This is a genomic window from Micromonospora sp. NPDC050495 (assembly GCF_040655175.1).
Lineage (GTDB): Bacteria > Actinomycetota > Actinomycetes > Mycobacteriales > Micromonosporaceae > Micromonospora.
Genome location: NZ_JBFAJK010000042.1, coordinates 24,337 through 50,590, shown reverse-complemented (window position 1 = coordinate 50,590; position 26,254 = coordinate 24,337). Strand labels below are relative to the sequence as shown.

Annotated in this window: 21 protein-coding genes and 1 tRNA gene; 6 read left to right on the top strand and 16 right to left on the bottom strand. The window is 75.1% G+C overall.

Translation table 11 applies throughout. The annotated features are described in order from the left end of the window. Nucleotides 1–54: 54 nt before the first annotated feature. The gene (locus AB0I11_RS28030) at nucleotides 55–675 is read right to left on the bottom strand and encodes a response regulator (protein ID WP_357326946.1); all 621 of its coding nucleotides are present in this window, start codon (nucleotides 673–675) and stop codon (nucleotides 55–57) included. Between the two features lie 104 nt (nucleotides 676–779). Between AB0I11_RS28030 and AB0I11_RS28025 the strand changes: the two genes are divergently transcribed. Both AB0I11_RS28025 and AB0I11_RS28020 read left to right on the top strand, forming a co-directional pair. Continuing rightward, nucleotides 780–853 (top strand) — tRNA-Leu (locus tag AB0I11_RS28025). A gap of 218 nt (nucleotides 854–1,071) precedes the next feature. Next, nucleotides 1,072–1,638 carry a transcriptional regulator gene (locus AB0I11_RS28020; protein ID WP_357326943.1) on the top strand — a complete coding sequence of 189 codons (567 nt, stop codon included), beginning with the start codon at nucleotides 1,072–1,074 and terminating at the stop codon, nucleotides 1,636–1,638. 34 nt (nucleotides 1,639–1,672) lie between these two features. Here AB0I11_RS28020 and AB0I11_RS28015 read toward each other — a convergent pair whose 3' ends face one another. After that, nucleotides 1,673–2,830: a PLP-dependent aspartate aminotransferase family protein gene (locus tag AB0I11_RS28015; RefSeq protein ID WP_357326940.1), complete on the bottom strand. Its 1,158-nt coding sequence runs from the start codon at nucleotides 2,828–2,830 to the stop codon at nucleotides 1,673–1,675. 102 nt (nucleotides 2,831–2,932) lie between these two features. Between AB0I11_RS28015 and AB0I11_RS28010 the strand changes: the two genes are divergently transcribed. Together AB0I11_RS28010 and AB0I11_RS28005 are read left to right on the top strand one after the other, a co-directional pair. Continuing rightward, entirely contained in the window at nucleotides 2,933–3,415 is a 483-nt protein-coding gene (locus AB0I11_RS28010) for an Lrp/AsnC family transcriptional regulator (protein ID WP_046569320.1), read from the top strand. Nucleotides 3,416–3,449: 34 nt separating this feature from the next. Beyond that, a complete protein-coding gene (locus AB0I11_RS28005) occupies nucleotides 3,450–4,472 on the top strand; it encodes an LLM class flavin-dependent oxidoreductase (RefSeq protein ID WP_357326937.1) in 1,023 nt (340 codons plus the stop codon). A 253-nt stretch (nucleotides 4,473–4,725) separates the two neighbouring features. Here AB0I11_RS28005 and AB0I11_RS28000 read toward each other — a convergent pair whose 3' ends face one another. Beyond that, nucleotides 4,726–7,011, bottom strand: a complete 2,286-nt coding sequence (locus tag AB0I11_RS28000) for a cellulose binding domain-containing protein (protein WP_357326934.1) — start codon at nucleotides 7,009–7,011, stop codon at nucleotides 4,726–4,728. 436 nt (nucleotides 7,012–7,447) lie between these two features. On the opposite strand from AB0I11_RS28000, the gene AB0I11_RS27995 reads away from it, so the two are divergent. Beyond that, a complete protein-coding gene (locus tag AB0I11_RS27995) occupies nucleotides 7,448–7,852 on the top strand; it encodes a hypothetical protein (protein WP_357326931.1) in 405 nt (134 codons plus the stop codon). 16 nt (nucleotides 7,853–7,868) lie between these two features. On the opposite strand, the gene AB0I11_RS27990 is transcribed toward AB0I11_RS27995, so the two are convergent. The 11 genes from AB0I11_RS27990 to AB0I11_RS27940 all read right to left on the bottom strand — a co-directional run bounded on the left by AB0I11_RS27990 (nucleotide 7,869) and on the right by AB0I11_RS27940 (nucleotide 20,520). Further along, nucleotides 7,869–8,930, bottom strand: coding sequence for a sulfite exporter TauE/SafE family protein (locus AB0I11_RS27990; RefSeq protein ID WP_357326927.1), 1,062 nt, complete (start codon nucleotides 8,928–8,930; stop codon nucleotides 7,869–7,871). 105 nt (nucleotides 8,931–9,035) lie between these two features. Then, on the bottom strand, nucleotides 9,036–9,506 hold the full coding sequence (locus tag AB0I11_RS27985) for an Rrf2 family transcriptional regulator (RefSeq protein WP_357326924.1): 471 nt from the start codon (nucleotides 9,504–9,506) through the stop codon (nucleotides 9,036–9,038). 81 nt (nucleotides 9,507–9,587) lie between these two features. Next, nucleotides 9,588–10,472 carry an acyl-CoA thioesterase II gene (locus AB0I11_RS27980; protein ID WP_357326921.1) on the bottom strand — a complete coding sequence of 295 codons (885 nt, stop codon included), beginning with the start codon at nucleotides 10,470–10,472 and terminating at the stop codon, nucleotides 9,588–9,590. A 55-nt stretch (nucleotides 10,473–10,527) separates the two neighbouring features. After that, on the bottom strand, nucleotides 10,528–11,976 hold the full coding sequence (pyk, locus tag AB0I11_RS27975; RefSeq protein WP_357326918.1) for a pyruvate kinase: 1,449 nt from the start codon (nucleotides 11,974–11,976) through the stop codon (nucleotides 10,528–10,530). A gap of 318 nt (nucleotides 11,977–12,294) precedes the next feature. Further along, nucleotides 12,295–12,660, bottom strand: a complete 366-nt coding sequence (locus AB0I11_RS27970) for a YciI family protein (protein ID WP_046569310.1) — start codon at nucleotides 12,658–12,660, stop codon at nucleotides 12,295–12,297. A 198-nt stretch (nucleotides 12,661–12,858) separates the two neighbouring features. Then, a complete protein-coding gene (locus AB0I11_RS27965; RefSeq protein WP_357326915.1) occupies nucleotides 12,859–13,674 on the bottom strand; it encodes an alpha/beta fold hydrolase in 816 nt (271 codons plus the stop codon). Between the two features lie 222 nt (nucleotides 13,675–13,896). Beyond that, nucleotides 13,897–14,292 carry a hypothetical protein gene (locus AB0I11_RS27960; protein ID WP_357326911.1) on the bottom strand — a complete coding sequence of 132 codons (396 nt, stop codon included), beginning with the start codon at nucleotides 14,290–14,292 and terminating at the stop codon, nucleotides 13,897–13,899. Nucleotides 14,293–14,309: 17 nt separating this feature from the next. Further along, complete coding sequence (locus AB0I11_RS27955) at nucleotides 14,310–16,523, bottom strand: M48 family metalloprotease (RefSeq protein WP_357326908.1); 2,214 nt, start codon at nucleotides 16,521–16,523, stop codon at nucleotides 14,310–14,312. A gap of 269 nt (nucleotides 16,524–16,792) precedes the next feature. Next, complete coding sequence (locus tag AB0I11_RS27950) at nucleotides 16,793–17,056, bottom strand: DUF6244 family protein (protein WP_046569305.1); 264 nt, start codon at nucleotides 17,054–17,056, stop codon at nucleotides 16,793–16,795. Between the two features lie 78 nt (nucleotides 17,057–17,134). Continuing rightward, a complete protein-coding gene (locus AB0I11_RS27945) occupies nucleotides 17,135–17,938 on the bottom strand; it encodes a hypothetical protein (RefSeq protein WP_357326904.1) in 804 nt (267 codons plus the stop codon). Next, nucleotides 17,935–20,520 (bottom strand): FtsK/SpoIIIE domain-containing protein, encoded by a 2,586-nt coding sequence (locus AB0I11_RS27940; RefSeq protein ID WP_357326901.1) that lies wholly within the window; start codon nucleotides 20,518–20,520, stop codon nucleotides 17,935–17,937. The genes AB0I11_RS27945 and AB0I11_RS27940 overlap by 4 nt, the downstream gene beginning before the upstream one ends. Before the next feature lie 193 nt (nucleotides 20,521–20,713). On the opposite strand from AB0I11_RS27940, the gene AB0I11_RS27935 reads away from it, so the two are divergent. Beyond that, nucleotides 20,714–22,126 (top strand): alkaline phosphatase PhoX, encoded by a 1,413-nt coding sequence (locus AB0I11_RS27935; protein ID WP_357326898.1) that lies wholly within the window; start codon nucleotides 20,714–20,716, stop codon nucleotides 22,124–22,126. A 367-nt stretch (nucleotides 22,127–22,493) separates the two neighbouring features. On the opposite strand, the gene AB0I11_RS27930 is transcribed toward AB0I11_RS27935, so the two are convergent. Beyond that, the gene (locus tag AB0I11_RS27930; RefSeq protein WP_357326895.1) at nucleotides 22,494–25,175 is read right to left on the bottom strand and encodes a hypothetical protein; all 2,682 of its coding nucleotides are present in this window, start codon (nucleotides 25,173–25,175) and stop codon (nucleotides 22,494–22,496) included. A gap of 223 nt (nucleotides 25,176–25,398) precedes the next feature. Next, nucleotides 25,399–25,992 (bottom strand): helix-turn-helix domain-containing protein, encoded by a 594-nt coding sequence (locus AB0I11_RS27925; RefSeq protein ID WP_357326892.1) that lies wholly within the window; start codon nucleotides 25,990–25,992, stop codon nucleotides 25,399–25,401. Between the last annotated feature and the right edge of the window lie 262 nt (nucleotides 25,993–26,254).

Below are 26,254 nucleotides of genomic sequence, written 5' to 3'. Positions count from 1 at the left end.
GGCACCACAAGTCCATGATCGACGAGGTTGGGGGGTGGGGGGTGGGGGTGGGGGTTAGGAGGCGGGTTGGGCGACCTCGCCGCCGGCGGTCTCCGCGAGGATCCGCTCGGCGACCTCCTTCATGGTCATCCGGTGGTCCATGGCGGTGCGCTGGATCCACTTGAACGCCTGCGGCTCGGTCATTCCGTACGTGGTCATCAGCGCGCCCTTGGCCCGCTCGACGGTCTTGCGGATCTCCAGCCGGTCGGTCAGGCCGGCCACCTCCGACTCCAGCGCGGCGATCTCGGAGTAGCGCGACAGCGCGATCTCCACGGCCGGCACCAGGTCGCTCTTCTGGAACGGCTTGACCAGGTACGCCATCGCGCCGGCCGCCCGCGCCCGCTCCACCAGGTCACGCTGGCTGAACGCGGTCAGGATGATCACCGGGGCGATGCGCGCGCCGGCGATCCGCTCGGCGGCGGCCAGCCCGTCCATGATCGGCATCTTGATGTCGAGGATGACCAGATCCGGCTTGAGCTCCTCGGCGAGCTTGACGGCGGTCTCACCGTCACCGGCCTCGCCGACCACCTCGTAGCCCTCTTCGACCAGCATCTCGGCCAGGTCCAGCCGGATGAGCGCCTCGTCCTCGGCGATCAGAACGCGCTTGCGCTCGGCGTCCGCCTGCATCTCGCCCACGAGCCACTCCCACCGGTTCGAACCCGACACCCGCCGTGCCGGGTGTCGCCGCCCCTAGCGTAGTAGGTAACCTATGGCACGACGCGAGAGCGTCGCGCGAGCCTGTCCCCGTATTCCAACCGGTAGAGAAGCGGAGCTCAAACCTCCGACAGTGTGGGTTCGAATCCCACCGGGGACACCGAGAATGTCGTACGGGCGTTCGAAGATGTCCTCGTGCACCCACCCGAGATACGCGCCCGAGCACGTCAGGCCTTTCTGTCCGGGGCCACGGTCGCGGAGGCGGCCCGCGCTGTGGGCCTCAACTACCGCACCGTGTGGCACTGGTGCAGAGACCGCCCGACCCCTGCGGTTCTAGGCACCGCACTGCGGTGTTTCCGCTGCCGTGAGGGTGTCCGCGTGCCGACAGATCCGGCCGCCTACGCCTATCTCCTCGGCCTCTATCTGGGCGACGGGCATCTCGTGACCAAAGCGCGGGTGCCGGTGCTCCGGATCTCTTGCAGCGACAGTTGGCCGGGACTGATCGAGGCATGCGACGAGGCCATGCGCAGGGTCCTGGCGGAGAAGGTCCAGCGCGTCCAGCATCCAGGCTGCGTCGCCGTGCAGAGCTACGGCAAGCACTGGCCGTGCCTGTTCCCGCAGCACGGGCCGGGCAAGAAGCACCAGCGTCCGATCGTCCTGGCGGACTGGCAGCGCACCCTCGTCGAGGCGCACCCGGGCGACTTCCTGCGCGGTCTCTTCCACTCCGACGGGTGCCGCTTCGCCAACCAGGTCGTCGTCCGAGGGAAGAAGTACGTCTATCCCCGTTACATGTTCCACAACGAGTCGACCGACATCATGGGTCTCTGCCAGTGGGCGCTCGACCTGCTCGGCATCGCCTGGCGGATGAACCGCCGCAACTCGCTGTCCGTGGCCCGCCGGGAGGCGGTCGCCGCGCTGGACCGGCACGTCGGCCCGAAATTCTGACCGGACCCGGACCCACCGGCCCGCAGAGCGCGCGTCAGATCCGCGACAACGCCCGCGCCAGATCCGCCCGCAGGTCCTCCGGGTCCTCCAGCCCGACGGAGATCCGCAGCAGCCCGCCGCCGGGCTTCGCGTCGCCCTCGACCGGCCGGTGGGTGAGCGAGGCCGGGTGCTGGATCAGCGTGTCCACGCCGCCGAGCGACACCGCGTGGGTGATCAGCTCGCAGGCGCCGGCGACCGCGGCCGCGGCGGGCGCGCCGCCGCGTACCTCGAAGGCGAGCAGGCTGCCGGTGCCGGACAGCTGGCGGCCGACCAGGCCGGCCGGGTCGTGCCGCGACGGGTGGTGGACCCGCTCGACGGCCGGGTGGCCGGCGAGCCAGCCGGCGAGCTTCTCGGCGCCGGCCTGCTGGGCGCGGACCCGCAGCGGCAGGGTCTGCAGGCCGCGGTGCAGCAGGTACGCGCCGAGCGGGTGCAGGATGGCGCCGGTGACGGCGCGGACCTGGCGCAGCCGGGTGGCCCAGCTGGGGTCGCAGGCGACGACGCCGGCGAGGACGTCGCCGTGCCCGCCGATGCTCTTGGTGGCGCTGTGCAGGACGAGCGCGGCGCCGTGCCGGGCGGGCTGCTGGAGCACCGGGGTGGCGACGGTGTTGTCGACCAGCAAGGGGACGTCGCCGGCGGCGGTGGCCAGGGCGGCGATGTCGACCAGGTCGAGGGTGGGGTTGGCCGGGGTCTCGACCACGACCAGCGCGGTGTCCGGTCGGATCGCGGCGGCCACCTCGTCGGGTCGGGCCCAGCTGACCTCGGTGCCGAGCAGGCCGGTGGCGAGGACGTGGTCGGTGCCGCCGTAGAGGGGGCGGACGGCGACGACGTGCCGCTTCCCGTCGCGGGTGGCGGCGAGCAGGGTGGCGGTGAGGGCGGCCATGCCGCTGGCGAAGGCGACGGCCTCGGCGGTGCCCTCGAGTTCGGCGAGGGCGGTCTCGAAGCGGGCCACGGTGGGGTTCCAGAGCCGCTGGTAGACGGCGCTGGCGCCGGCCGGGAGGAGGCCACCGGTGGCGAGCGCCTCGTACGCGTCGCCGCCGCCCTCGACCGAGGGCAGCGGGTTGGTGGTGGAGAGGTCGATCGGCGGCACGTGGACGCCGAGGCCGGCGAGGTCGTCGCGCCCGGCGTGCACGGCTCTGGTGTCCACGGCGGTCATGGCCGGAAGCGTCGAACATCAGCCGCGTCGAGGGCAAGAGCAGCGAAGAAGATTCTGTGAAATGCTCTTTCGATGCAGCGAAGTTCGACGGATGATGCTCGCATGCCCCTCGCACCGAATGATGTACGGCCGCCGTTCGCGGCCCTCGACGACGTGGACCGCGCGATCCTGACCGAGTTGGCGGCGGACGGCCGGCTGCCGAACAACGCCCTGGCCGAGCGGGTCGGGGTGGCCCCGTCGACGTGCCTGACCCGGACCCGGGCGCTGCGCGAGTGCGGGGCGATCCGCGGGTTCCACGCGGAGGTCGACCCGGCCGCGGTGGGCCTGCCGTTGCAGGCGCTGGTGTCGGTGCGGCTGACCGCGCACGAACGGGCGGCGGTGGACGCGTTCCGGGCCCGCTCGGTACGCCTGCCGGGCGTGGTGTCGGTGTTCCACGTGGCCGGCGCGGAGGACTACGTGCTGCACGTGCGGGCGGCCTCGGGGGACGCGCTGCGGGACTTCGTGCTGGACCACCTGGCGGTGGATCCCGCCGTGCAGCACACCCAGACGAGTTTGATCTTCGAGCAGGCGCGCGGTATGGGTTAGGCCACCGGCCGGAACAAATCCGGCGGCCCGGGCGTTGACCCGAGCCGTGATCGACGTACCCCTGTCTGTTCTTGATCTTGCCCCGGTGGCCGCGAGCGGCAGCGCCGGCGAGGCCCTGCGGCACACCACCGAGCTGGCCCGCCGCACCGAGGAGCTGGGCTACCGCCGGTTCTGGGTGGCCGAGCACCACAACATGCCGGCGATCGCCAGCTCCGCCCCGGCGGTGCTGCTCGCCCACCTGGCGGCGCACACCTCGACGATCCGGCTCGGTTCCGGCGGGGTGATGCTGCCCAACCACGCGCCGCTGGTGGTGGCGGAGCAGTTCGGCACCCTGGAGGCGCTGCACCCGGGCCGGATCGACCTGGGCATCGGTCGGGCGCCCGGCACCGACCAGGTGACCGCGCTGGCGCTGCGCCGCACCATGGAGGGCTTGTCCGCCGAGCACTTCCCGCGCGAGCTGGCCGACCTGATGAACTACTTCAGCGGCGCCGAGCCCGGTCCGATCACCGCCACCCCCGGCAAGGGGCAGTCACCGCAGGTCTGGCTGCTCGGCTCCAGCGGCTTCAGCGCCCAGCTCGCCGGCCTGCTCGGGCTGCCGTTCTCGTTCGCGCACCACTTCAGCGCGCAGAACACCATCCCCGCGCTGCAGCTCTACCGGCAGCACTTCCGGCCGTCGCAGTGGCTCGATCGGCCGTACGCCATGGTGGCCGTCAACGCGGTCTGCGCGGAGACCGACGAGCGGGCCGAGTGGCTGGCCGGGCCGGCCGGGCTGTCGTTCCTGAAGCTGCGCTCGGGGCGCCCGGAGCCGCTCGTCTCGCCCGAGGAGGCGGCGGCCTACCCGTACTCGGAGTTCGAGCGGGAGTTCGTCGCGCAGCGGCGGGAGGGGCAGGCGACCGGCTCGCCGGAGACGGTGGCCCGGCAGCTCGGGGCGCTGCTGGAGCGCACCGGCGCGGACGAGTTGATGCTCACCACGATGGTGTACGACGTCGCCGACCGGGTCCACTCGTTCGAGCTGATCGCCGAGCAGGTCGCCGGTGGCCTGCGCCAGGGCCGCTGAAACACGCTCTTCATAGCCACGTCACCCCAGCGTCGCGGAGCCGGCCTAACGTGGTGTCCGGTGGTGGTACGGCATTCCCGGTCGGGACGGGTCGGGAATGCCGCGGTGTGGTGCACCGGGCCGCCGGTCGCGGATTCCGCGGCCGGCGGCCCGGTGCCTGCCGTTGTGGCCCGGCACCGCCAAGGTGGGCCGGGCCGTCAAGCCGGTTGTGGCCCGGCGCCGTCAACCCGGGCCGGGCCGTCGAGCCGGACGCTCAGCGCAGGTAGATGTTCGGCGCGGGCGGGGTCGCCATGCCGTCGCCGAGGTGGAACCCGGGGTGCGGCGGCTGGTTGTAGGCGGTGTTCTGCCAGGCGATGGCGACCCGGTACTGCGGGTCGTGCATGAGGGTGGGCAGCCGCACGCCGGTCGGGGTGGGCGTGCTGTAGATGCGGAGCGCGCTGCTGTCGCTGGTGCGCCAGATGACCTCCTCGCGCCAGTCGCCGAGGATGTCGCCGGAGAGCGCCGGGGTGGACTTGGTGCCATTGTTGGACGCCACCCCGCTGCCGGTGAGCAGCCGGGTCTCGCCGCCGGTGCCGTACTTGTCGATCTTGGTGGCGTCGAGCAGTTCGCGGACCGGGTCGCCGTCCCACCAGACCAGGAAGTTGGCCGAGGAAGGCTTGCGGGCGACGTTCTGGCCCCGGGTGTTGAGCAGGCCGTCGACGGCGGAGGACCAGGACTCGGCCCCCGGGCTGCCGGCCCAGACGTCGTCGGAGACGCCCCGGCCGTTGTCGCCGTTCGGCGCGGTCTGCCAGAGGATCTGGCCGGTACGCGCGTCGGCCATCCACGAGCTGGGCTTGCTGCCGTCCTCGTCGACCTTGAAGACCTCCAGCCCGGCGCGGGCCGGGTCGAGGTCGCCGACGTGCATGGCGTCGCCGTGGCCGTTGCCGGTCGACCAGAGGATCCGGCCGGTGTCGTCGATGGCGACCGCGCCGTACACGATCTCCTGCCGGCCGTCGTTGTCGACGTCGGCGACGGACAGGTTGTGGTTGCCCTGGCCGGCGGCGGCGCCGTTGCCGCTGGCGTTGGAGTCGAACGTCCACCGCTTGCGCAGCGTGCCGTCGCGGAAGTCCCAGGCGGCGATGACCGCGCGGGTGTAGTACCCGCGCGCCATGATCAGCGAGGGGCGCTGACCGTCCAGGTACGCGGTGGCGGCCAGGAACCGGTCGACCCGGTTGCCGTACGAGTCGCCCCAGGACGAGACGGTGCCGCGCGGCGGGTCGTAGTCGACGGTGGAAAGGGCCGCGCCGGTGCGGCCGTCGAACATGGTCAGGTACTCGGGGCCGGCGAGCACGTAGCCGCTGGAGTTGCGGTAGTCGGCGGAGGACGAGCCGATCACCTGGCCGGTGCCGGAGCGGGTGCCGTCGGCGGTCTTCATGGCCACCTCGGCGTCGCCGTCGCCGTCGTAGTCGTACACCTGGAACTGGGTGTAGTGGGCGCCGGCGCGGATGTTGCGGCCGAGGTCGATCCGCCACAGCCGGGCGCCGGTGAGGGTGTACGCGTCGACGTAGACGTTGCCGGTGTAGCCGGACTGGGAGTTGTCCTTGGCGTTGGACGGGTCCCACTTGAGCACGATCTCGTAGCGCCCGTCGCCGTCGAGGTCGCCGACGCTGGCGTCGTTCGCCGAGTAGCTGTAACCCTCCCCGGCCGGTGTGGTGCCCCCGGGCGGGGCCTGGATCGGCACGTCCAGGTAGCCGTTGGTGAACTGCAACGCCGGGGCGGACGCCGCCTGCTCGGCGCCGTCGACCACCGGCCGGACGGTGTACGCCGTGCCGGCGGCGGCACCGCTGTCGAGGTAGCTGGTGGCGCCGGTGATCGGGCTGCTGTTGACCTTCGTGGCGCCGCGGTAGAGGTTGAACGACACCCCGGCGGTCTCCGTGCCGAGCAGCCGCCAGGAGACCAGGTTGCCGCTGCCGGAGCGGACACTGATCAGCCCCCGGTCGAGCTTCTCCATCTGCTTGGCGCCCGCCGGCGGCGTGGTCGGCGGCGGCGTGGTCGGTGGCGGGGTGGTCGGCGGCGGCGTGGTGGGTGGCGGGGTGGTCGGCGGGGCGGAGGTGGGCGGCGCGCTGGTCGGTGTGGTCCCGCCGGTGCAGGTGGTGCCGTTGAGCGCGAAGCTCGCCGGGGCCGGGTTGCTGGCGTTGTTCCAGGAGGCGTTGAAGCCGAAGTTCGCGGTGCCGCCGGTGCCGATCGTGGCGTTGTAGCCGGCGTCGCGGGCGGAGACCTGGCCGCCGGACTGGCTGACGGTGGCGTTCCAGGCCTGGCCGACCTGCTGGCCGGCGGTGAAGGACCAGGTGAGCGTCCAGCCGTTCACCGGGTCGCCGAGGTTGGTGATGGTGACGTCGGCGCCGAAGCCGCCGCCCCACTGGTTGGTGACCCGGTAGTCGACCCGGCAACCGGCGGCGGCGGCCGAGGCGGCCACCGTGGTGAGAACGCCGGTGACGAGGGCGGTCGCCGCGGCCGCGGCGAGCAGCGCGGTCCGGCGACGGGGTGTGATGGGGTGCACGGGGATGCCTTTCGCGGAGATCGAGCCCGCGACGCAGCGCGCCGGCCTGCCCGGGCCGGCGGGAGCGGTGCGTCGCGCTGACGGGACGCCACTGATCGACGTCGGTGATTCGACTCCGCGCGGGGACAGCCTAGGACAACGTTTTCCGGCCGCACAACCGGCCCGGCCCGGCCCCCGTGACCGAGCGGGGTCCGGATGCGGCGCATGAGCGCCGGCGGATCTGGGTAGAAGGACATCACTACGTACGGGGCCGCCGGGGCGACGTCGCCCCCCGACCGGCCGGGACGCGCACGCCGCGCCGCCGCCGGCGCGGACCCGCCAGCCGAGCCGGAGGGAGGCCGGTCATGCTGTTCCGGAATGGAGTCGATCGTCGACGGGCGGCCGGCGCTGAGCCCGGCGTCCGGGCCCGCACCGCGGTTCGGGTCGGGTGATCGCCATGCCTGTGCTCCCCGCGCCCCGCACCGCGCCCGCCGACCCGCCGCCGATCCCCCGCGAGTACGTGCGCTACCTGCGCAACCGGCTCCTGGAGGCGGAGGCCGGCCTGACCGCGATGACCGACCGGTACGAGCGGACCAAGGCGAGGTTCGACCGCTGCTACGCGCGGCAGGGCATCACCCCGGACACCGACATCGTCAACTACCTCAACGCCAAGGCGATGAACCCGGAGCTGCGGTTCTGGTACGCCAAGGTGGAGCACTTCCAGCGCGAGCTCAGCGCCTACGGCGCCGCGCTGACCGGGCTGGAGGCGGCGCACCGGATGCTCGCCCCGGACGGCCGCCCGTCGCCGGTGGAGCCGCAGCGGGTCCGCACCGCCCGGCGCGGCCTGAACCGCGCCGGCTGACCGCGCACCGAGCCGGTCAGCCCTCGACGGCGGCGGCCAGCGACCGCGACCCGGCGCCCCCCGCCGCCGGATCGGCGACGGCCCTCCCGGCGGCCGGCTCGCGTGCGGCGCTCACCGCAGCTGGCCCGGATGCGGCGCTCACCGCGGCGCGTGCGGCGGCCGGGCCGGTGCCGGCCTCGTCGGCGGGAGCCGGCGCGGCGGCGGCGACGACGGCTCTGGCCCGGCGGGTCCGGCGCAGTGCCCGGGCCGCCAGCGCCAGCGCGGTCAGCCAGCCGGCGCCGAGCACCGCGTAGACCAGCGCCGGCGCGGGACCGCCCAGGTCGCCGGCGCGCAGCAGGGTCCGGGCGTTGGTCAGCACGATCACCCCGCCGATGGTGGCGCCGAGCAGCTGCGCGGGGACGATGCGGACCAGCCAGGCGGCGATCGGGGCGGCGATCAGGCCGCCGATCAGCAGCGCCGCCACGGTGGGCAGCAGGAAGCCCTCGGTGCCGAGACCGATGAGGAACCCGGCGCTGGCCGCACCGGCGACCACGAACTCCGCGGTGTCCACCGAGCCGATCACCGTGCGCGGGGCCAGCCGGCCGGAGACCAGCAGCGCCGGGGTGGCGACCGGGCCCCAGCCCCCGCCGCCGGTGGCGTCGACGAAGCCGGCGACCAGCCCGAGCGGGGCGAGGAAGCGGCCCCGCAGCCGGCCGGCCGCCCGGTGCGGCCGCAGCGGCCGGGCGAAGCGGACCAGCAGGTAGCCGCCGAGCGTGCACAGGATGGCGGCCATCCAGGGCGCGGCGGCCTCGGTCGAGACGGAGCTGAGCACGGTGGCGCCGGCGAACGCGCCGGCCGCTCCGGGCAGCGCGATCCGGCCGACCACCCGCCAGTCGACGTTGCCGAACCGCCAGTGCGAGATTCCGGCCGCGAGGGTGGTGCCGATCTCGGCCAGGTGCACCGAGGCGGACGCGGCGGCCGGCGCGACCCCGGCGAAGAGCAGCAGCGTCGAGGAGGTCAGCCCGTACGCCATGCCGAGCGCGCCGTCGACCAGCTGCGCGGCGAGCCCGACCAGGGCGAGGATCAGCAGCTTACGCACCGGTGTCCCCCGAACTTTCGGTATCTCCTATCGACTTGGTCGACAATGCGGCACGGGGGCGCTCCGGTCAAGTACCCGATCGGTGGGTGGGACGGGTTGGGCCGGTCAGCTCCAGGCGGCCGGGTCGGCGGCCAGCTCGGTCACCCGGGCCGGCAGCGTGCCGGCGGCCACGTCGGCGAGCGTGACCAGCTCCAGGATCTCCCGCTCGCTGGCCCGCAGCGCGATCCACACGTCCTGCAGCGAACGGGCCGCGCCGTGGTAGCCGAGCTGCTCCGGGCGCTGGCCGCGGATGTGCGCGAGCGGGCCGTCGATCACCCGGATCACCTCGGCCAGGGAGATCTCCGCCGCCGGCCGGGCCAGCCAGTAGCCGCCCTCGGGGCCGCGCTGCGCGTGCACGATCCCGCCGCGGCGCAGCTGCAACAGGATGCTCTCGAGGAACTTCGGCGGGATGTCCTGGGCGCGGGCGATCTGCTCGGCCGTCACCGGTCGGCGTCGTCCGGTCGCCGCCCCCTCGGCCGTCGAGGCCAGCTCGGCAGCCGCGCGGAGGGCGTAGTCGACCCGGGCGGAGAGACGCATGCCGGACAGGTTAGTCGGCTGATCGTCCGGCCGGTGCCGCGGCCCTCGACCGAACGGCCACGGCCCGACCGGGCCGGGCGGTCAGGCGCCCACCCGGCGCAGCAGCCCTTCCTGCACGGCGCTGGCGATGTGCCGGCCGTCGGTGGTGAACATCCGGCCGGTGGCCAGGCCACGCGCGCCGGAGGCGGACGGGCTCCAGCAGTCGTAGAGGAACCACTCGTCGGCGCGGAAGGACCGGTGGAACCAGAGCGCGTGGTCCAGGCTCGCGCCGACCACGCCGCCGGGGCCCCAGACCTCGCCGTGCACCGACAGCACCGAGTCGAGCAGGGTGAGGTCGGAGGCGTACGCCAGGGCGCAGGCGTGCAGCAGCGGATCGTCGGGCAGCTTGCCGTCGAGGCGCATCCAGACCCGCTGGTGCGGCTCGGCGGGCCGGTCGCCGGGGCGTACCCAGCCGGGCTCGCCGACGTAGCGCACGTCGATCGGGCGCGGGATCTGGCCCCAGATGCCGAGCCGCTCCGGATAGCGGGCGAGCCGGTCGGCCATGGTGGGGACCTCGTCCGGGGCCGGCACGTCCGGCGGCACCGGCGCGTGGTGGTCCAGCCCCTCCTCCTGCCGCTGGAACGAGGCCGACATGAAGAAGATCGGCTTGTCGTGCTGGAGGGCGACCGAGCGGCGCACCGAGAAGGAGCGGCCGTCCCGGACGTTCTCCACCTGGTACTCGATCGGCTCGGTGGGGTCGCCGGGGCGGACGAAGTAGCCGTGCAGCGAGTGCACGAAGCGCTCCGGCTCGACGGTCCGCCCGGCGGCGACCAGGGCCTGGCCGGCGACCTGACCGCCGTACACCCGCTGCGGACCGACCGGGGGGCTCATCCCCCGGAAGGTCATCTCGCCGGTGTTCGCGAGGTCCAGCACCTCCAGCAGCTGGTCGACCGCGGCCTGGCCGGTCGCCACCCGGCGTTCGCTCACCGCGCCACCCCGGGTCGCGGGCGCGCGGCCCGCCCGGCCGGCCGGCTGCCCGCGCTCACTGCAGCGCCCGCGCCGAGGCGGCGTCGACCAGCGAGCCGAGCTGGTGCACGCGCAGCGTGTTGGTGGAGCCGGGGGTGCCGGGCGGGCTGCCCGCCACGATCACCACGTAGTCACCGGGGTTGGCCCGGTTCAGCCCGAGCAGCGCCTGGTCGACCTGGCGGAACATGTCGTCGGTGTGCTCGACGAACGGCATCAGGAACGTCTCCACGCCCCAGGAGAGAGCGAGCTGGCTACGCACCTCGGGCACCGGGGTGAAGGCCAGCAGCGGCAGGTCGCAGTGCAGCCGGGCGAGCCGCTTGACGGTGTCACCGGTCTGCGAGAAGGCGACCATGGCCTTCGCGCCGATGGCCCGGGCGATCGAGGAGGCGGCGACGGTGAGCGCGCCGCCGTGCGTACGCGGGTCGTGCTGCAGCCGGGGCACGCCGATCGAGCCGGACTCGGTGGTCTGGATGATCTTCGCCATGGTGCTGACGGTGAGCACCGGGTACTTGCCGACGCTGGTCTCGCCGGAGAGCATCAGGGCATCGGCGCCGTCGAGCACCGCGTTGGCCACGTCGGAGGCCTCGGCGCGGGTCGGCCGCGAGTTCTCGATCATCGAGTCGAGCATCTGGGTGGCCACGATGACCGGCTTGGCGTTCTCCCGGCACAGTTGCACGGCGCGCTTCTGCACCAGCGGCACCTGGTCCAGCGGCAGCTCGACGCCGAGGTCGCCGCGGGCGACCATGACCCCGTCGAAGGCGAGCACGATCGCCTCCAGGTGGTCGACCGCCTCGGGCTTCTCGACCTTGGCCAGCACCGGGCGCTGCACGCCCTCCTCGGCCATGATCGAGTGCACCAGCTTGATGTCTTCGGCCGAGCGGACGAAGGACAGGGCGATCAGGTCCACTCCCAGGCCGAGGGCGAAGCGCAGGTCCTCGGCGTCCTTGTCCGACATCGCCGGGACGCTGACCGCCACGTTCGGCAGCGAGACGCCCTTGTTGTTGGAGACCGGGCCGCCCTCGGTGACCAGGACCCGGATGTCGTTGCCGGTGACGTCGCTGACCTCGACGGCGACCCGGCCGTCGTCGATCAGCAGCCGGTCACCCGGCTTCACCTCCTGCGGCAGCTTCCGGTAGGTGCAGGAGACCCGCTCCTTGCTGCCCAGGATGTCGTCGCCGGTGATCACCACGGAGTCGCCGGTACGCCACTCGTGCGGGCCGTCGGCGAACCGGCCGAGACGGATCTTGGGGCCCTGCAGGTCGGCGAGCACCGCCACCGGCTGCCCGGCGGCGTCGGCCGCCTCGCGCACCAGCCGGTACACCGCCTCGTGGTCGGCGTGACTGCCGTGGCTGAAGTTGAGCCTCGCTACGTTCATGCCCGCCTCGACCAGGCCCCGGATGCGCTCCGGGGACGAGGTGGCGGGACCGAGGGTGCAGACGATCTTCGCGCGGCGTGTCACGCCCATCAGGCTAGTCTCTCCTCCGGATCGACCCGGCGGCCGACCCCTTTCGGACTGCGGAACAGTTGTCCGACGACGCGCGACTCGCGCGCGGTGGGCGGTGAACAACCGCACCGGAACGTCGTGTGGGTGGCGGGCATCGGCGACCGCGCGGCGGAAATCGTACCGCCCGCCGTCAGGTCCCCGGCCGGGTGCTCCCGATGGTCGCCCGCGGCCCGGGAGGCCGGGTCCGGCGGCGCGGACGGGCCGGCCGGCTGTCGAGCCGGCGGGCCGAGCGGGCCGAGCGGGCCGGGCCGGGCCAGCGGGCCGTGGGCGGGCCGGCGCTCAGCGTTGCTTCGCCGCCAGCGGGAACTCCAGCGAGCCGGCCGGGCAGAGGAAGGTCAGCACGTCCACCCGGTAGAGCCCGGCCTGCACGGCCGGGTCGGCCTCCATCACGCTGCGGACGTCGTCCACCGAGCCGGTGCGGGCCAGGCCGAAGCCGATCGGCGGGTCCGGCTCCCGGGCCGGCCCGTCGACTGAGCCGTCGACCAGGATGAAGCCGCGCCGTTGCAGCGCCTGCATGTGGTGCAGATGCTCGGCCTGCAGCCGCTGCACGGTCTCCTCGGGCAGCGCCCGCCCGGACGGCCCCGGATAGAGCACGATGCACTCGTAGGTGTCGAGCGCGAAGTCGACCTGCGGCGTCGCGGCCATGGGCACCCCCTTCACGTCCGTCCCGCCTCCGGCACAGCGTCGCACGGCGCGCGCCGCCCCCGGGGTCGCTCGGCCCAACTGCCCCGCCGCCGGCCCAACTGCCCCGCGCCAGCTCGACCGGCCGGACCGCCGACCCGCCGGACCGGCGGACCGGCGGACCGGCGGACGTACGCGGGCCGCCCGCCGGTCCGGGATCGATCAGAGGGCGAAGCAGTTGGGACGGATCGCGGCGCCGGCGAGCGCCTGCCGGACGATCGAGTACGTGGTGCCGTCGAGGACCAGGCCGAGGTGGCCGACGACCCGCAGCGGGCACCAGCCCTGCACCAGCACGTTGGTCGCGCCGTCGAGGAGGGTGGCGTTGTTGATCGGCAGCACCAGTTCGTCCTGCCACGTCCGCACGGTGGTCCAGCGGACCGCGCCCGGGGTGTCGTCGCCGGCGTTCAGCTCGGCCAGGAACGACGACCCGGCACTCATCTGCTGGCAGGCGACGATGCCGACGCAGCTGCCCAGGCCGAGGAAGTTGATGATGTTGGCGACGTAGGTGCCCCGCTGCGGGCTGCCCAGGCTGATGTAGCGGTCGACCTTGTCGGCGCCGCCGAGGAACTTGATGTACCAGCGGCTGACCAGGCCGCCCTCCGAGTGGGTCACCAGGTCCACCTTGGCGGCCCCGGTGGCGGCCCGGACCTGGTCCAGGTAGGACGACAGGGCGCGGGCGGACTCGCGGATGTCGCCGAAGCCGAGGTTCGGCAACTGGTAGATCGACACCCGGTAGCCGTCGGCGCGCAGCCGGGCGGCGATCGGCTCGTACGCGATGGAGACCCCGATCAGGCCGCCGACCACGACGACCGGATTGGCGCCGGCCGCGGCGAGCGGCAGGTCGGCGGGATCGGCCGCGGCGGGGGCGGCGGTCGTGGCGGCGGCGGTGCGCTGGGGCGACGCGGCCTGGGCGGCAGCGGCCGGGACCAGCAGGGCGGTGACGGCGGTGGTGGCGGCGAGGATCGTTCGGAGCAGCATGGCTGCACCTCCGAGGGGAGGCACCCGGGTTGGCCGGGAGGGGACGGGTGGGATCCGATCGATCGTGGGAACGATGATGCGTGTCCGATTTCACACACGTCAATGAAAAGTTACGCGCTGGTAACCCGTTGTCGCACGGGAGGCACAAACCGGCGAATCGGCACGGCGCCCGGCGCGCCCCCGGCACCGCGGCACCGCGGGCCCCCGGGCCCCGGCGGGTGGTCAGGCGGGCGGGTCGTCCCCGTCCTGGCCGGCCCGGGGCAGCGCGCGGGTCGCCTGCTCCAGCAGCTTCCCGGCATCGGTGCGGCCGTTGACCTGCAGCTCCACCTCGGCGTCGCCCACCCGCAGGCGCACGCTGACCTCGGTGCGCTGCTGGTCGACCCAGGACTGGAGCAGGTTGAACAGCCCCGGCAGCAGGCCCTGGGCCACCACCGCGATGATCACCGCATCGCTGAACCCCGGGCGGCCGCCCCGGCCCGCCCCCGCGTCCCGTACCGCCGCGCGGAACTCCGGGCGGCGGTGCAGCCAGGCCAGCAGCGGCACCGTCGGCGGGCGGCCGGCGCGGGGCGCCAGCAGCAGGCGGACCGGCTCTCCGGGGCGGGGCGACGATCCGGTCACCGGTCTCCTCTCCTCGGTCATCCGGCGTCCGGACGGAACGTCGGCTTTCCGTCCACCAGGGTCAGCACGCCCCGGACCCGGAAGGTCACCGTCTCGGCGAAGGGGCGGTTGCTGGTGAAGTAGTCCTCCTCCACCCCGGTCGCCCGGGCCGAGCCCTGCCCGCCGTCCACCGTGGATACCACGGCCACCGGCGCACCGCCCTCGTCGGAGAGCTCGACCTGGAGCTCCGGCACCTTCTCGATCTTCCAGGCGATCCGCTTCACGGTGCTGCCGCTGTAGTACGTGAAGGGGCAGCCGGTCGGGTTGGCCACCCGCTGCGCGGCGCAGCCGTCCAGCCAGGTCCGCACGCCCTCCTCGGCGGCCGCCTGCGCGCCCGGCGCGAGGGTCGGCCGCAGCAGGTCCGCGCCGGCCACCTGCTCCGCACCGGGCAGCGCCAGGACGACCTGCGGCGGGATCTCGGTCAGCGCGTTACGCGGGCCGGCGACCGAGTAGCTCCCGGGCAGCAGCGCCACTCCGCCGTCCTCCGGGCCGACGACCGCCGGCACCCCGCCGACGGTCAGCCCGGCCGGTCCGCCCGGCACGGAGAGCCGGGCCGGCGCGGCGGCGACCCGCCAGCGGTGGAACAACCCGAGGGTGGCCCGGTCGTCGCGGCGCAGCCGCAGTTCCGCGGTCGCCCGCGTGCCGGCCAGGACATAGGAGACCGTGGCGGTCGCCTCGTCGCCGTCGCGCTCGACCGCGGTCACCCGGACGTCGGTCGGTGGCTGGTAGTCCTTCGCCCCGACCATCCGGGCCAGCTGTTCCTCGTCGCCGACCCCCGCGCGGGCGTCCTCGGTCAGCAACCCCAGGGCGTCCCGGGCATCACGGTCGCCGAGGGCGTCGAAGTAGCCGTCGACCGCCGCTTCCGGCCGGTAGAACACCCACTGGGCGGCCGTGAGCGCGCCACCGCCGAGGCAGCTCACCACCACGAGCGCCGCCGCCACCAGCCAGGCCCGCCGCGGTCCCGGCGACGCCGGCGCCCCGAACAGCTCGCGGCGTCGGGCCGCGGCGTCGTCGGCCGCCGCCTCGCCGGCCGCGTCCGGGCCGGTCAGCTGCTCCAGCCGGTCCAGGCGCAGCTCGGCCGGGGGGTGGGTGGCACAGACCGCCTCGTCCCAGCCGCTGCGTCCGGTCTCGAAGGAGCGGCGCCGCTCCAGCAGGGCCCGCATGCCGGTGGCGTGGCCGGCGAGCACGGCGCCCTCGTCGGCGCGGTACTCGGCCGCCCGGACGTCGCGCCGGTGGGCGGGCAACACCAGGAACCGCATGGTCACCAGGACCGGCCAGAAGACCAGGAAGACCACGAAGTCGGTGGCCGGATGCGGGAACCGCCGCATCAGCCAGCTGGGGATCGCGTGCACCAGCACCAGCGGCAGCCCGACCCCCCGGATGAACGCGCCGGTCACCTCGTCTCCGGTCCGCCAGTGCACCAGTTCGTGGCTGAGCAGCGCCGCGATGTTCTCGTCCGGTTCGTCGAGCAGGGCGGTGCTCACCACCACGTGCCGGGCGTACGCCCGGGCATTGGTCAGCACCGGGTCGTCCTCGATCAGCAGGCGGGGCACGTTGGGCAGGTCGAGCCGGCGGGCGCAGTCCGCGAGGAGGGGTCGCAGCCGGTCGGCCTCCCGGCGGCTGAGCCGGCGGGCGCCGGACACGGCCAGGAACCGCGGCTCGAGGACCACCCGGGCCAGGGTGTAGAGGAGGCCGACCAGCGCGGCGGCCAGCACCACCCCGGCCAGCCCGGTCAGCAGGTTGGCCGGCTCGTCGAACGCGCCGCGCCAGGGCAGCACCAGCACGGCCAGGAAACCGACCAGGAAGCCCAGCAGGAAGCAGAGGAAACCGCCGGTCAGCCCGCCCGAGCGGGTGAGGAAGGCGTCGAGCAGCGGACCGACCAGCGGCGCGTCGCGCAGCACCGCCGGCACCTGGTCGCCGGCCTGGCCACCGCCGACGAAGAGCCCCGCCAGGCCGCCCGCGATGCCGAGCCAGACGGCGGCGAGCAGGGCCAGCGGCACGTAGAACCAGGTGGCCACGAACGCGCCGAGCACCCCGCGCCAGTCCCGCAGCATGCCGGCGCGCAGCCAGACCAGCGCGTTGGGATAGCCGAGCGGACGGTCGGCGAACCGCCTCTCCCACCCGGGGGTCTCCGGTTCGCCGGTGTCCGGCACATCCGGCGGCCGGTGCTGCGGCGCGTCCTCTGTGGACACTGCGGCTCCTCTCGTACCGCTTGCGCGGTGCGGCGGGCGTGGTGCGGGAACGGTGGATCCGACAGACGGCAGGCCGCCCCGTCGGGAGGATGCGATCGCGACAGCGGGCCGAACAGCGGACGGCGGTTTCGACGACGCAGCACATTACCGTCCGCGAATGTGTGCCGCCACCACGTTCCCCTCCGGGTGGCGCGTCGCGGCAGGTCCGACCGCACGGGTGTCGGATTGTTGTCTGCCGGTCGCCGGGCGCGTGGCCGGCGCCCGGCCGGTCAGCTGCCCAGCGCGCGCACCCGGGCGATGGTCTCCTGGAGATGCTGGCGGGCCGGCTCGCCGCCCTGCGCGGCCTGCGCGAGCGCCTGCCGGTAGGCGTCGATGACGCCGATCAGCGGGCCGGCCGCCACCCCTTCCAGGGCCCCGGCGACCAGCGCCCGCGCCTCGGCGGCATCCTGCGCCGCCGCGGCGGCCTTGGCCTTCGCCTCGTCCAGCTTCTGGGCGGCCGCCGCCAGCCGCGTGATGATCTGCGCCGCGCTCACGGGCCCTCCCCTGCTCGCCTGCCCCGCAGCCTACGCGAGCCGGTCGGCGGCCCCTCGACACGAGCGGACCGGCACGGGTCAGCCCAACACGCGGAAGGCCACCAGGTAGAGGCAGAACAGGCCGGAGGAGAGCAGGGCACAGAGGACGAAACCGAGCGGCACGTACCGCGCCGGCGGGGGGTCACCGCCGAGCACCGGCCGGCCCCACCGGGCCAGCACGAGCTGTCCGATGAGGAAGGACAGCAGCGGCACCCCGGCGCACGCGCCGGCGGCCACCAGGTCCAGCCCGCTCACCGGCAGCGGCGAGCCGACCAGGGTGGCGAGCATCAGCACCGAGCCGGTCAGCGCGCAGGCGACGTACACCCCGACGGCCCGGCCGAGCGGCGACCAGGTGGGCAGCAGCACGGGCCGGTGGGCCAGGGCCTCGGCCTGCTGGCCGTACCGGTCGGCCTCGTCGGCGAGCTGCCGGGCCGCCATCAGCTCCGTCGCCGCGTCACCCGCCCGCGGCCCGGGCACCGACCCCTGGGGGTACGCCCCGACCCCCGGCCGCCCCGGCCCGGCGGCTGCGCCGCCGGTCGCCCCCGCCCCGGTCACGGGCGGTTCGGCGGGGAGCCCGGGCGCGCCGGCCGACCCCGCGGGCGGGGCGGCCACCGGGGCGGGCCGGTCCACCGGCTCCGGCGCGCCAGTCGGCGGCGGGGCCACCCCGATGGCCCGGCCGAGCTGGTCGAGGCGCTGGCCCTGGGCGGCGAGCCGGTGGCCGAGCTGGTCGAGGCCGGCCCGCAGGGTGCGCCGCTGCTCCGCCTCGGCGGCGATCGCCTGTTCCCCGCCGCGCTGCCGGGCGGCCAGCTCCCGGGCCAGGGCCGCGTACTCCGGGTAGCTCACCGCTCGTCCCCGTCCCCGGTGAACGGCACGATCAGGGCGGTGCGCTGGTCGTGCCGGTCGACCAGCAGCGCCCGCCCGTCCCGGTGCGCGTACGCGAGATCGTGCACGCCGAGGTGGAGTCCGAGGTCGGCGCCGGGCACGTTCAGCGCGACCAGGCAGGCCACGTCGTCGCGGTGCTGGCTGCCGCCCAGGTCCTCGCCGAGCCGGCGCAGCCCGCGCCACCAGCCGAGCAGGTGCACGCCGTGCGCCGGCCCGTCGCGCAGCACGGCCCGCAGGTCGTCGTGCCCGGTCCGGAAGGTCACCGGGTCACCGGCGGCCAGCACACCCGCGGCGGCGTCCACCCCGAACACCACCAGGTAGGTCCGGGTCCCGGCCGGGTCGCCGGCGGGCGCGGCCGGGGGGCCGGACAGCTCGGCGAGCTGGGCGCGGAGCGCCGCGGCGTCCAGCCGGCGGACCGGGTGACCGGCCGCGGCCAGGGTCATCGCCAGGTCGTCGGCGGTGTCGGCGGTGCCCGGCGCCAGCGGCGCGAACAGGAAGCGCGCCGTGTTCGGGGCGTGCTGGCGGGCCAGGCCGAGGGTGGCCGAGCGGAGCACCTGCGCGCCGGTCGCGGCGGTGCCCACCACGGCGAGGTGCCGGCCGGGGGTGGCGTCCAGCCGGAACCCGGCGGGGCTGCCGGCCACGTCCACGGTCCGGCCCACCAGGGCCAGCGGCGCCCCGGCGTCCGGGCGCAGCGCCGCCCAGGCGGGGTCGTCGGCGAGCCGGGGCGACTCGTACCCCCGGAAGACCGTTGGTGGCACCGAGCCGGCCGGGCGGGCCTGGAACAGCTCGTGCCGCAGCGCGGCGAGGTCGGCCGCGGCGGCGTGCGCGTCGGGGAACCGGACCCGGGTGTTCGCGCCGGCCGCGCCACCGGCGGTGTTGACCACGGCGGTGCCGATCGGCAGCGCCCCGGCCGGGTCGCCGGTCGGGTCCAGCACGGCCGCCCCGCCGGGCAGCGCCACCCGCAGCGGGAACTGGCCGAAGATCGCCTCGGCGCGGCCGTAGAGCGCCTCGATGCCGGTGGTGCTCTGGCTCGCCAGCACCAGGTGCAGGCCGTACGAGCGGCCCTTGCGGGCCACCTCCTCGAGCAGGTCGACGGCCTGCCGGGCGAGCGCGTCGTGGCCGGCGACGAGCACCTGGAACTCGTCGATCACGGTGACGATCCGGGGTGGCCGGTGCGCGGCGGGCAGGTCCGCGAGCTTGCTGACACCGAGCCGCTTGAGCAGGTCGGCCCGCCGGGTCAGCTCGTCGCGAAGCTCGCGCAGCACGGCCACGCCGTACTCGCGGTCGGACTCGATGCCGACCGCCCGGGCGTGCGGCAGCCAGGACGGGTCGTGCCCGGTCGGCACGAACTCGGCGAAGCTGACCCCCTCCTTGAAGTCGAGCAGGAACAGTTGCAGCTCGGTGGGGGCGTAGCGGGCGGCCAGCCCGTAGAGCACGTCGAGCAGCAGCACCGTCTTGCCGGCGCCGGTACGCCCGCCGACCAGCCAGTGCGGGGTGGCGTCGTCGAAGGCCACGACGACCGGTTCCCGGCCGGCCCCCGGTGCCGCCACCGCCGGGCCGCCGGGCCCCGGCAGCCGCACCGCCCGGCCGAGCACGGTACGCAGCCCTGGGCCGGACGACTCGGCCCAGCGCCGCGCCGGCAGCAGGTCGGCGAAGGTGACCGCCTCGGCCGCCCGGGTGGCCGCCGCGAGCCGGCGGGCCAGCGCCGTGACGGTGGCGTGTGACGGGTCGCCGTCGAACACCACCGGGGCGGCCAGGCCGGTGCCGTCCACGCTGAACGGCGCGCCGGGCGGGTCGCCGACCCGCGCGTACCGCTCGCCCAGCCGCAGCTGGGTGGTGGCGCCCAGGGGCGGCGGCGCGTCGGCCGGTCCGGCGGCCGGGTACCCGGCGAGCAGCACGCAGACGGCGGCGGCCGGCCCGGCGTGGGTGAGCGCGGCGAGCCGGGCCAGCTCGCGCGGCGGCGGCGCCGACGCGGCGACCACGAGCAGCAGTTCCTGGTCGTCCCGGACGGCCTGCTGGGCGGCGCGGGCGTGCCGCTCCGCCTCGTCGAGCAGGGCGGCCATCTCGGTGACGGTGGTGGCGGTGGGGGCGAGCGCACCGGCGTCCAGCAGCGGGCGCAGCGGCAGGAAGGCGGCGCCGAACGCGGCCGGGTCGATGCCGGCGACCCGGACCGTGCCGGGCGGCGCGGCGGCGAGCAGCCGGGTCACCACGGCCCGCAGCAGCTCGCCGACGCGCGGGTCGCGGGCGTCGGCGTCGACCGCCAGGTGGGTGCCGCCGCCCAGCGGCACCAGCACCGGGAAGCCACCGTCGAAGGTGGTCGCCTCGCCGACCCGTACCGGCACCGGGATGGCGGCGGGCCGGGCGGTGGCGGGCTCGGCGGCGGCCAGGTCGGCGCCGAGCCGGGCCAGCCGGGCCACCAGCTCGGGGCTGCCGGGCGCCACCGGCGCGGCGCCCGTGACCAGCCGTCGGGCGGCCTCCCAGCGGCGCACGGCCTGCCGGTGCAGGGCCAGCGCCTGCCCGTACGCCGTCGCGAGCCTGCCCACGCCTCCGCCCTCCGACGCCGTCGCGCTTGTCGATCGAGGGGAACCCTAACGGACGCCCGCCGGCCCGGCACAGTACGCGCCCGCACGCAGCGTTGGCCCACTGTTCACCCAACGGCGGCCGTTCCCGCCGGACGCCGTTGGCCCGGCCCGGCTTGCCTGCTCAGCACAGGCAAGCGAACAGGAAGGCAAGGACGTGACCTCCTCCCCCATCTCCCGCCGCGCGGTGCTGCGCGGCGGTGCCGCCGGCGGCCTCGGCATCGTGGTGGCCGGCAGCCTGGACGCGATCGCGGGGCCGGCTGCGGCGCGCGCCGCGGTCCGCCCGGCGGTCGGCTACGGCGACCTGGTACCGGACCCGGCCGGCCTGCTGGCCCTGCCGCCCGGCTTCTCGTACAGCATCGTGGCCCAGGCGGGCGTGACCCTGCTCGAATCGGGGCAGGCGACCCCGAGCGACGCCGACGGCACCGGCTGCTTCCGCGGCCCGCACGGCTCGGTGCTGGTGAACAACCACGAGATCGGCGGCAGCGAGCCGTACCCGGTGCCGGCGCTGGCCGGGCTGACCTACGACCCGGGCGCCCGCGGCGGCACCACCACCATCGAGGTGGACGGGCAGGGCCGGCGGCTGCGCGAGTACGTCAGCGTGGCCGGCACGCACAACAACTGCGCGGGCGGCATCACCCCGTGGGGCACCTGGCTGACCTGCGAGGAGACCGAGCAGCGGGCCGGCGGCAGCTACCTGAAGGACCACGGGTACGTCTTCGAGGTGGACCCGCACGACCGGTCCGCCAACCAGAACCCGGTGCCGCTGAAGTTCCTCGGCCGCTACTCGCACGAGGCGGTGGCGGTCGACCCGTACACCCACGCGGTCTACCTGACCGAGGACGCCGGCGGCCCGACCGGCCTCTACTTCCGGTGGACCCCGCCGGCCGGTTTCCAGGGCGGCAAGGGCGCGCTGCGCGCCCTGGCCGAGCGGCCCGACGGCGACACCGCGGGCAGCCTCCAGGCGATGCGCTGCCGGCGCGGCAGCCAGCACGTCGCGGACCTGTCCGAGGCCACCACCCCGGGCACCCGGTACCAGGTGGAGTGGGTGGACGTGCCCGACCGGGACGCGCGCACCGTCTCGGTGCGCAAGCAGTTCACCGACGGGCAGGTGACCCGCAGCCGCAAGCTGGAGGGCGCCTGGTGGGCCGACGGCGGGGCGTACTTCGTGGCCAGCTTCGCCCGGCACGACGACGGCAGCGTCCACGAGCACGACGGCCAGGTCTGGTTCTACGACCCGCGCACCGAGACGGTGACGCTGAAGACCATCTTCGGGGTGAACACCGACCCGGACGCCGACCACGGCAACTTCGACGGCCCGGACAACATCACCGTGTCGCCGTACGGCGGGGTGATCCTGGCCGAGGACGGCGAGGGCGTGTCGCACCTGGTCGGCGTGACCGAGCAGGGCAAGGCGTACCCGCTGGCCCGCAACGAACTCAACGACAGCGAGTTCACCGGCCCGACGTTCAGCCCGGACGGGAAGATCCTGTTCGCCAACATCCAGTCGCCGGGCTACGTCTTCGCGATCACCGGCCCGTGGGGCCGTCCCAGCAACGCGCACAGCTGATCAGACGGCGAGCGGCCGGCGGTTCCCCCAAGGGGAGCCGCCGGCCGCCACGCGACGCCCGCGGTCCCGCCCCATCCCGCTCCCCGTTGCGACTCACCCGCAGATCTTGGAAGGGAACGGCCCCCAGGAGGGCCCTCCGCTTCCAAGATCTCGAATTCTCCGGGTCACCGCGACTCGGGGCGCTCCGCGACGAACACGCCGAGGCCGTGCCGCCCTCCACCCATCCCGGCGTCTGGAGCACGAGGATGGCCGGGCGCTCGATGAGGGGTCGGTTGGCTCAGGCCAGGGCCGAACCGCCACCACGGATCTGCTGGTGGCGGCATTCGGTCGGGTCGTACGACGGCTGAGTTGAGCCGCTGCGTGGCCGTCAGCCGGGACGGCGGCAGCCGGGGTCGGGGCCGCCGTCGGCCACCCCGCAGTGGAAGACCTCGACCGGCGCGGCGGCGACGTCGGGCACCCGGGCCACGGTGAGCAGGGCGATCCGCTTGGCCAGCGGCTCGCCGGAGTCCGGGGCGTACCGGATCAGGCCGGCCACCCCCGGGTAGCCGCCGGCGGCGTTCTGCCGCAGCACCTCGGCGTGCACCCCGGCCGGGTTGACCGAGCGGGGTTGCCAGCGGCGGCCGGTGTCGGCGTGCCGGAGCCGGGCGGCGAGGCTCTCCAGCGCCCGCACCAGCATCATCGACGCGTCGTAGGCGAGGCTCACCCGCTCGCCCACCGCCGGGCCGGCGCCGTCCCGGCAGCGCGGCGGGTCGAGCAGGTCGTCGCGGCCGATCCAGGTGAGGAAGCTGCCCCGGGCGTCGTCGCGGCGGGCCTGCGCGGCCCGCAGCGCGGCGCAGGTGGCCAGGGACGCCTTCGACACGTACGTGACCGGCAGGTTGCCGGGCGCGCTGGCCCGCAGCCCCGGATTGGCCAGGTAGCGGTTGAACGAGTCGTCGGCGAGCAGGTGCCGGGGCGGATCGGCGCCACATTCGCGCAGCGCGCGCAGGAAGCCGTCGACCTCCGACCAGCGGCCGGCGAAGATGAGCACGCCACGGTAGCCGCACTCCTGGACAAGGCGGCGGCCGGTACGCCACTCCTCGAGCCGGGTCAGCCGCGCGCCGAACCGCTCCCGCAACCGGTCGACCAGGGTGGACACGTAGAGGTCCTCGGCCAGCGAGCTGCCCTCGCCGGTGGTCCAGTAGACGTGCGCCTCGGTCACCCGCAACACCTGCCGGGCGTACGCCTCGAGCATCCGGGCCTGGTCCTGGTTGGGCGCGGAGATCTGCAGGTAGAGGCTGGAGTTGGTGTCCATCCGGTCGGCCGACAGGGTGGGCGCGAGCACCGGCAGACCGACCCGGTTGAGCTCGCGCAGCGCCGCCGCGGTGCTGGTCCGGCTGTCCACCATCCCGACCACGCCGAGCAGGGTCGGGTCGTCACGGGCCAGCCCTTCGAGCATCCGGACCGCCTCGCCGGCGTGCCGCATCTGCCGGCCGGCGTTGGCCACCACGATGTGCAGCAGCGCCGCGCCGTCCGCCGCGGCGGACTCCTTGAGCAGGGCGTACTGGGCGGTCGCCATGCCCTCCAGTTCCTCGCGCTCGGAGACGTACGACTCCTCGTCGGCGCGGGTCCGGTTGCCGGTGAGGCTGCCCAGGTAGACCAGGGTCAGGTAGGGGCGGCGCCGGTCGCTGCGCCGCCACACCTCGTGCGCGGCCCGGTTCTGCGCGAAGATCCGCCGCTGCACGGCGCGCAGCCGCTGCTGGCCGGGTTCGCTGTTGAACACCTGGCCCGCGGTGTCGCTGTAGCCGACGCACTCCCCCGCGACCACCCGCACCCGCACCTGGTCGGTGGGCCAGGGACGGCAGTCCGCCGCCCAGCGCTCGTGCGCCCACAGGCCGAGCCCGGCGAGCAGGAGCAGGGCCACCGCCGCCGGCAGGAATCGCCGGGACCACCACGGCGGGTCCGGCGCCACCAGCGCCGGCGGGGCGATGCCCGGCGGGGACGTGACGTCGTCGCCGTCGCTGCGCAGCACGACGAGCCAGGCGCCGGCCCGGCGCAGCCGGCGGATCTCCGGCAGCGCCTCGGCCCAGTCGTCGTACGCCTCCTCGGCCTCGCGCACCGGGTGCACGGCCGCCGGTTCCGGCGGCGGGACGGCGGCCACCGCCACCACCAGCAGCGGGTCGTTGCGGCCGGTCTCGTTGCGTACCTCGTCGAGCAGCCGGACCAGGGTGTGCCCGACGCCGTCGCCGGTCACCCCGTCCAGCAGCAGCACCGGGTAGGCGGTCCGCCGCCAGTCGCCGGGCCGCCAGAACCGGCGCCGGTACGCCACCCGCAGGTCCTCCAGGAAGGCATGCAGCAGCAGCTTCTCCACCTGCGCCGGATGCTCGCCGTCGCGCCAGCCGGCGGTGAGCCGCTCGGCGAAGCCGAGGAAGGTCACCGACTGCCGGGGGGCGAGATACTGCTGCCGCATGAACCAGCGGTACTGCCGACCGACCAGCGGCACCCGGCCGGAGACCGCGATCCGGAACACCACGCTCGGCATCGCCCGGCGCAGCAGCCAGAGCAGCACCTGAAGCGCGGTGCCCAGCCCGGAGTCGCCACCCACCTGCGGGTCCTCGGTGACGCCCCGGCCCCGCCAGTCGCGCAGCCGGCGGACCAGCGCGGCCCGGCCGCTCTGCTGCGCGTCCAACCCGACCGCCAGGCTCTGGTGCATCAGCCAGTCCGCCAGCGGATAGTGCCGGAACCGCAGGCGGGCCGCGCCGAAGGCCTCCACGGAGAGCTGCCGGTGCAGCTCGCGCAGCGCCGCCGGGACGTCGTCGTTGGCGGGGCGGGTGCTCAGGTCGAGCACGGCGTGCGGCACCCGCCGCCCGGCGCCCCGGCCGACGAAGCGGCGCAGCAGGGCACCCAGCGCGCCGCTGCCGTCCGGGTGGACCAGCCAGAGCAGGGGCAGCCGCCGGTCGCCGCGGCGGGGTCGCCGCAGCAGCCGGACCAGCAGGGCGAGCAGGTCGAGGCTGCCGGCCGGCAGGCGCTCGCCCGCCGGCCGGGGCCGGGACCGGGCAGCCGGTTCGCGCATGGTCACCTCCGCGTCACGCCGCGTACCGCTCCATTGTCCGCGTCGGCGCAACGCCGTGCCGGCCGCGACGATCCAGGCTGGAGGGTGGGCGGCCGCGGGTCGGCGGCGGGGCCGCACGGCGACCAGCGAAGTGCCGCCGCTTCCGGGCCGCCGGGGTGCGACCGCACGTGACCGGCGAGGGTACGGCTGCGGCCAGCGGCGCACGGCCGCGAAGCGGCCGGGGTCAGCGGGGGGCGGCGGGGTGGCGCAGCCCGTCCAGGGCGATGGCCAGCACCCGATCGCGCTGGGCCGGCTCCGGGAACTGGTACGCCATGATTCCGCTGACCAGCCGGACCACGTCGTCGAAGCTGGCGTCCGGCCGGGCCGCCCCGGCCTGCTGGGCGCGGCGCAGCAGCGGCTCGCCCGCGGCGTAGATCTCGGTGCGGCAGCTACGGAACACCTCGGAGTCGTGGACCAGCTCCTCGGCGAGGGCCCGCTTGGTGCCGACGTAGGCGACGAACCGGTGCAGCCAGCCGACCAGGGCGTCCCACGGGGACAGGTCCGCCAGGTCGGCGGCGGAGGCGCTGAGCGCGCGGACCTCCTCGACGTAGACCGCCTCGAACAGGTCCCGCCGGCTCGGGAAGTTGCGGTAGAGGGTGCCGATGCCGACCCCGGCGCGCCGGGCGATCTCCTCCAGCGACGCGCCGGCGCCGCAGTCGCCGAAGACCTGCCGGGCGGCGGCGATCAGGGCGTCGTAGTTGCGCCGGGCGTCGGCTCGCTTCGGGCGGCGCGCGAAGACCTCTCCGAGCTGGTCGGCGCTGGCCATGACGGGCGTCACCCCTCTTCCCTTGCAACCGGAGGCACCCCTCCGCTACGTTAGTGGAGGCACCCCTCCGGAACTGACCGGAGCCCTGCCTCCGGATAGCGTACCCCGGATTCCGGCCGGTCCCACCTGACGGATCGGCGCACCAGACACCGGACCCAGGAGGTCCCACCATGCCCGTTATCCGCTGATCACCGGCGATCCCGGGCCGCCACCGTCGCCAGTTCGTCCACCGCGCCACGCACGGCGCGGCGGATCCGCGCGAGCGGCCCCGGCG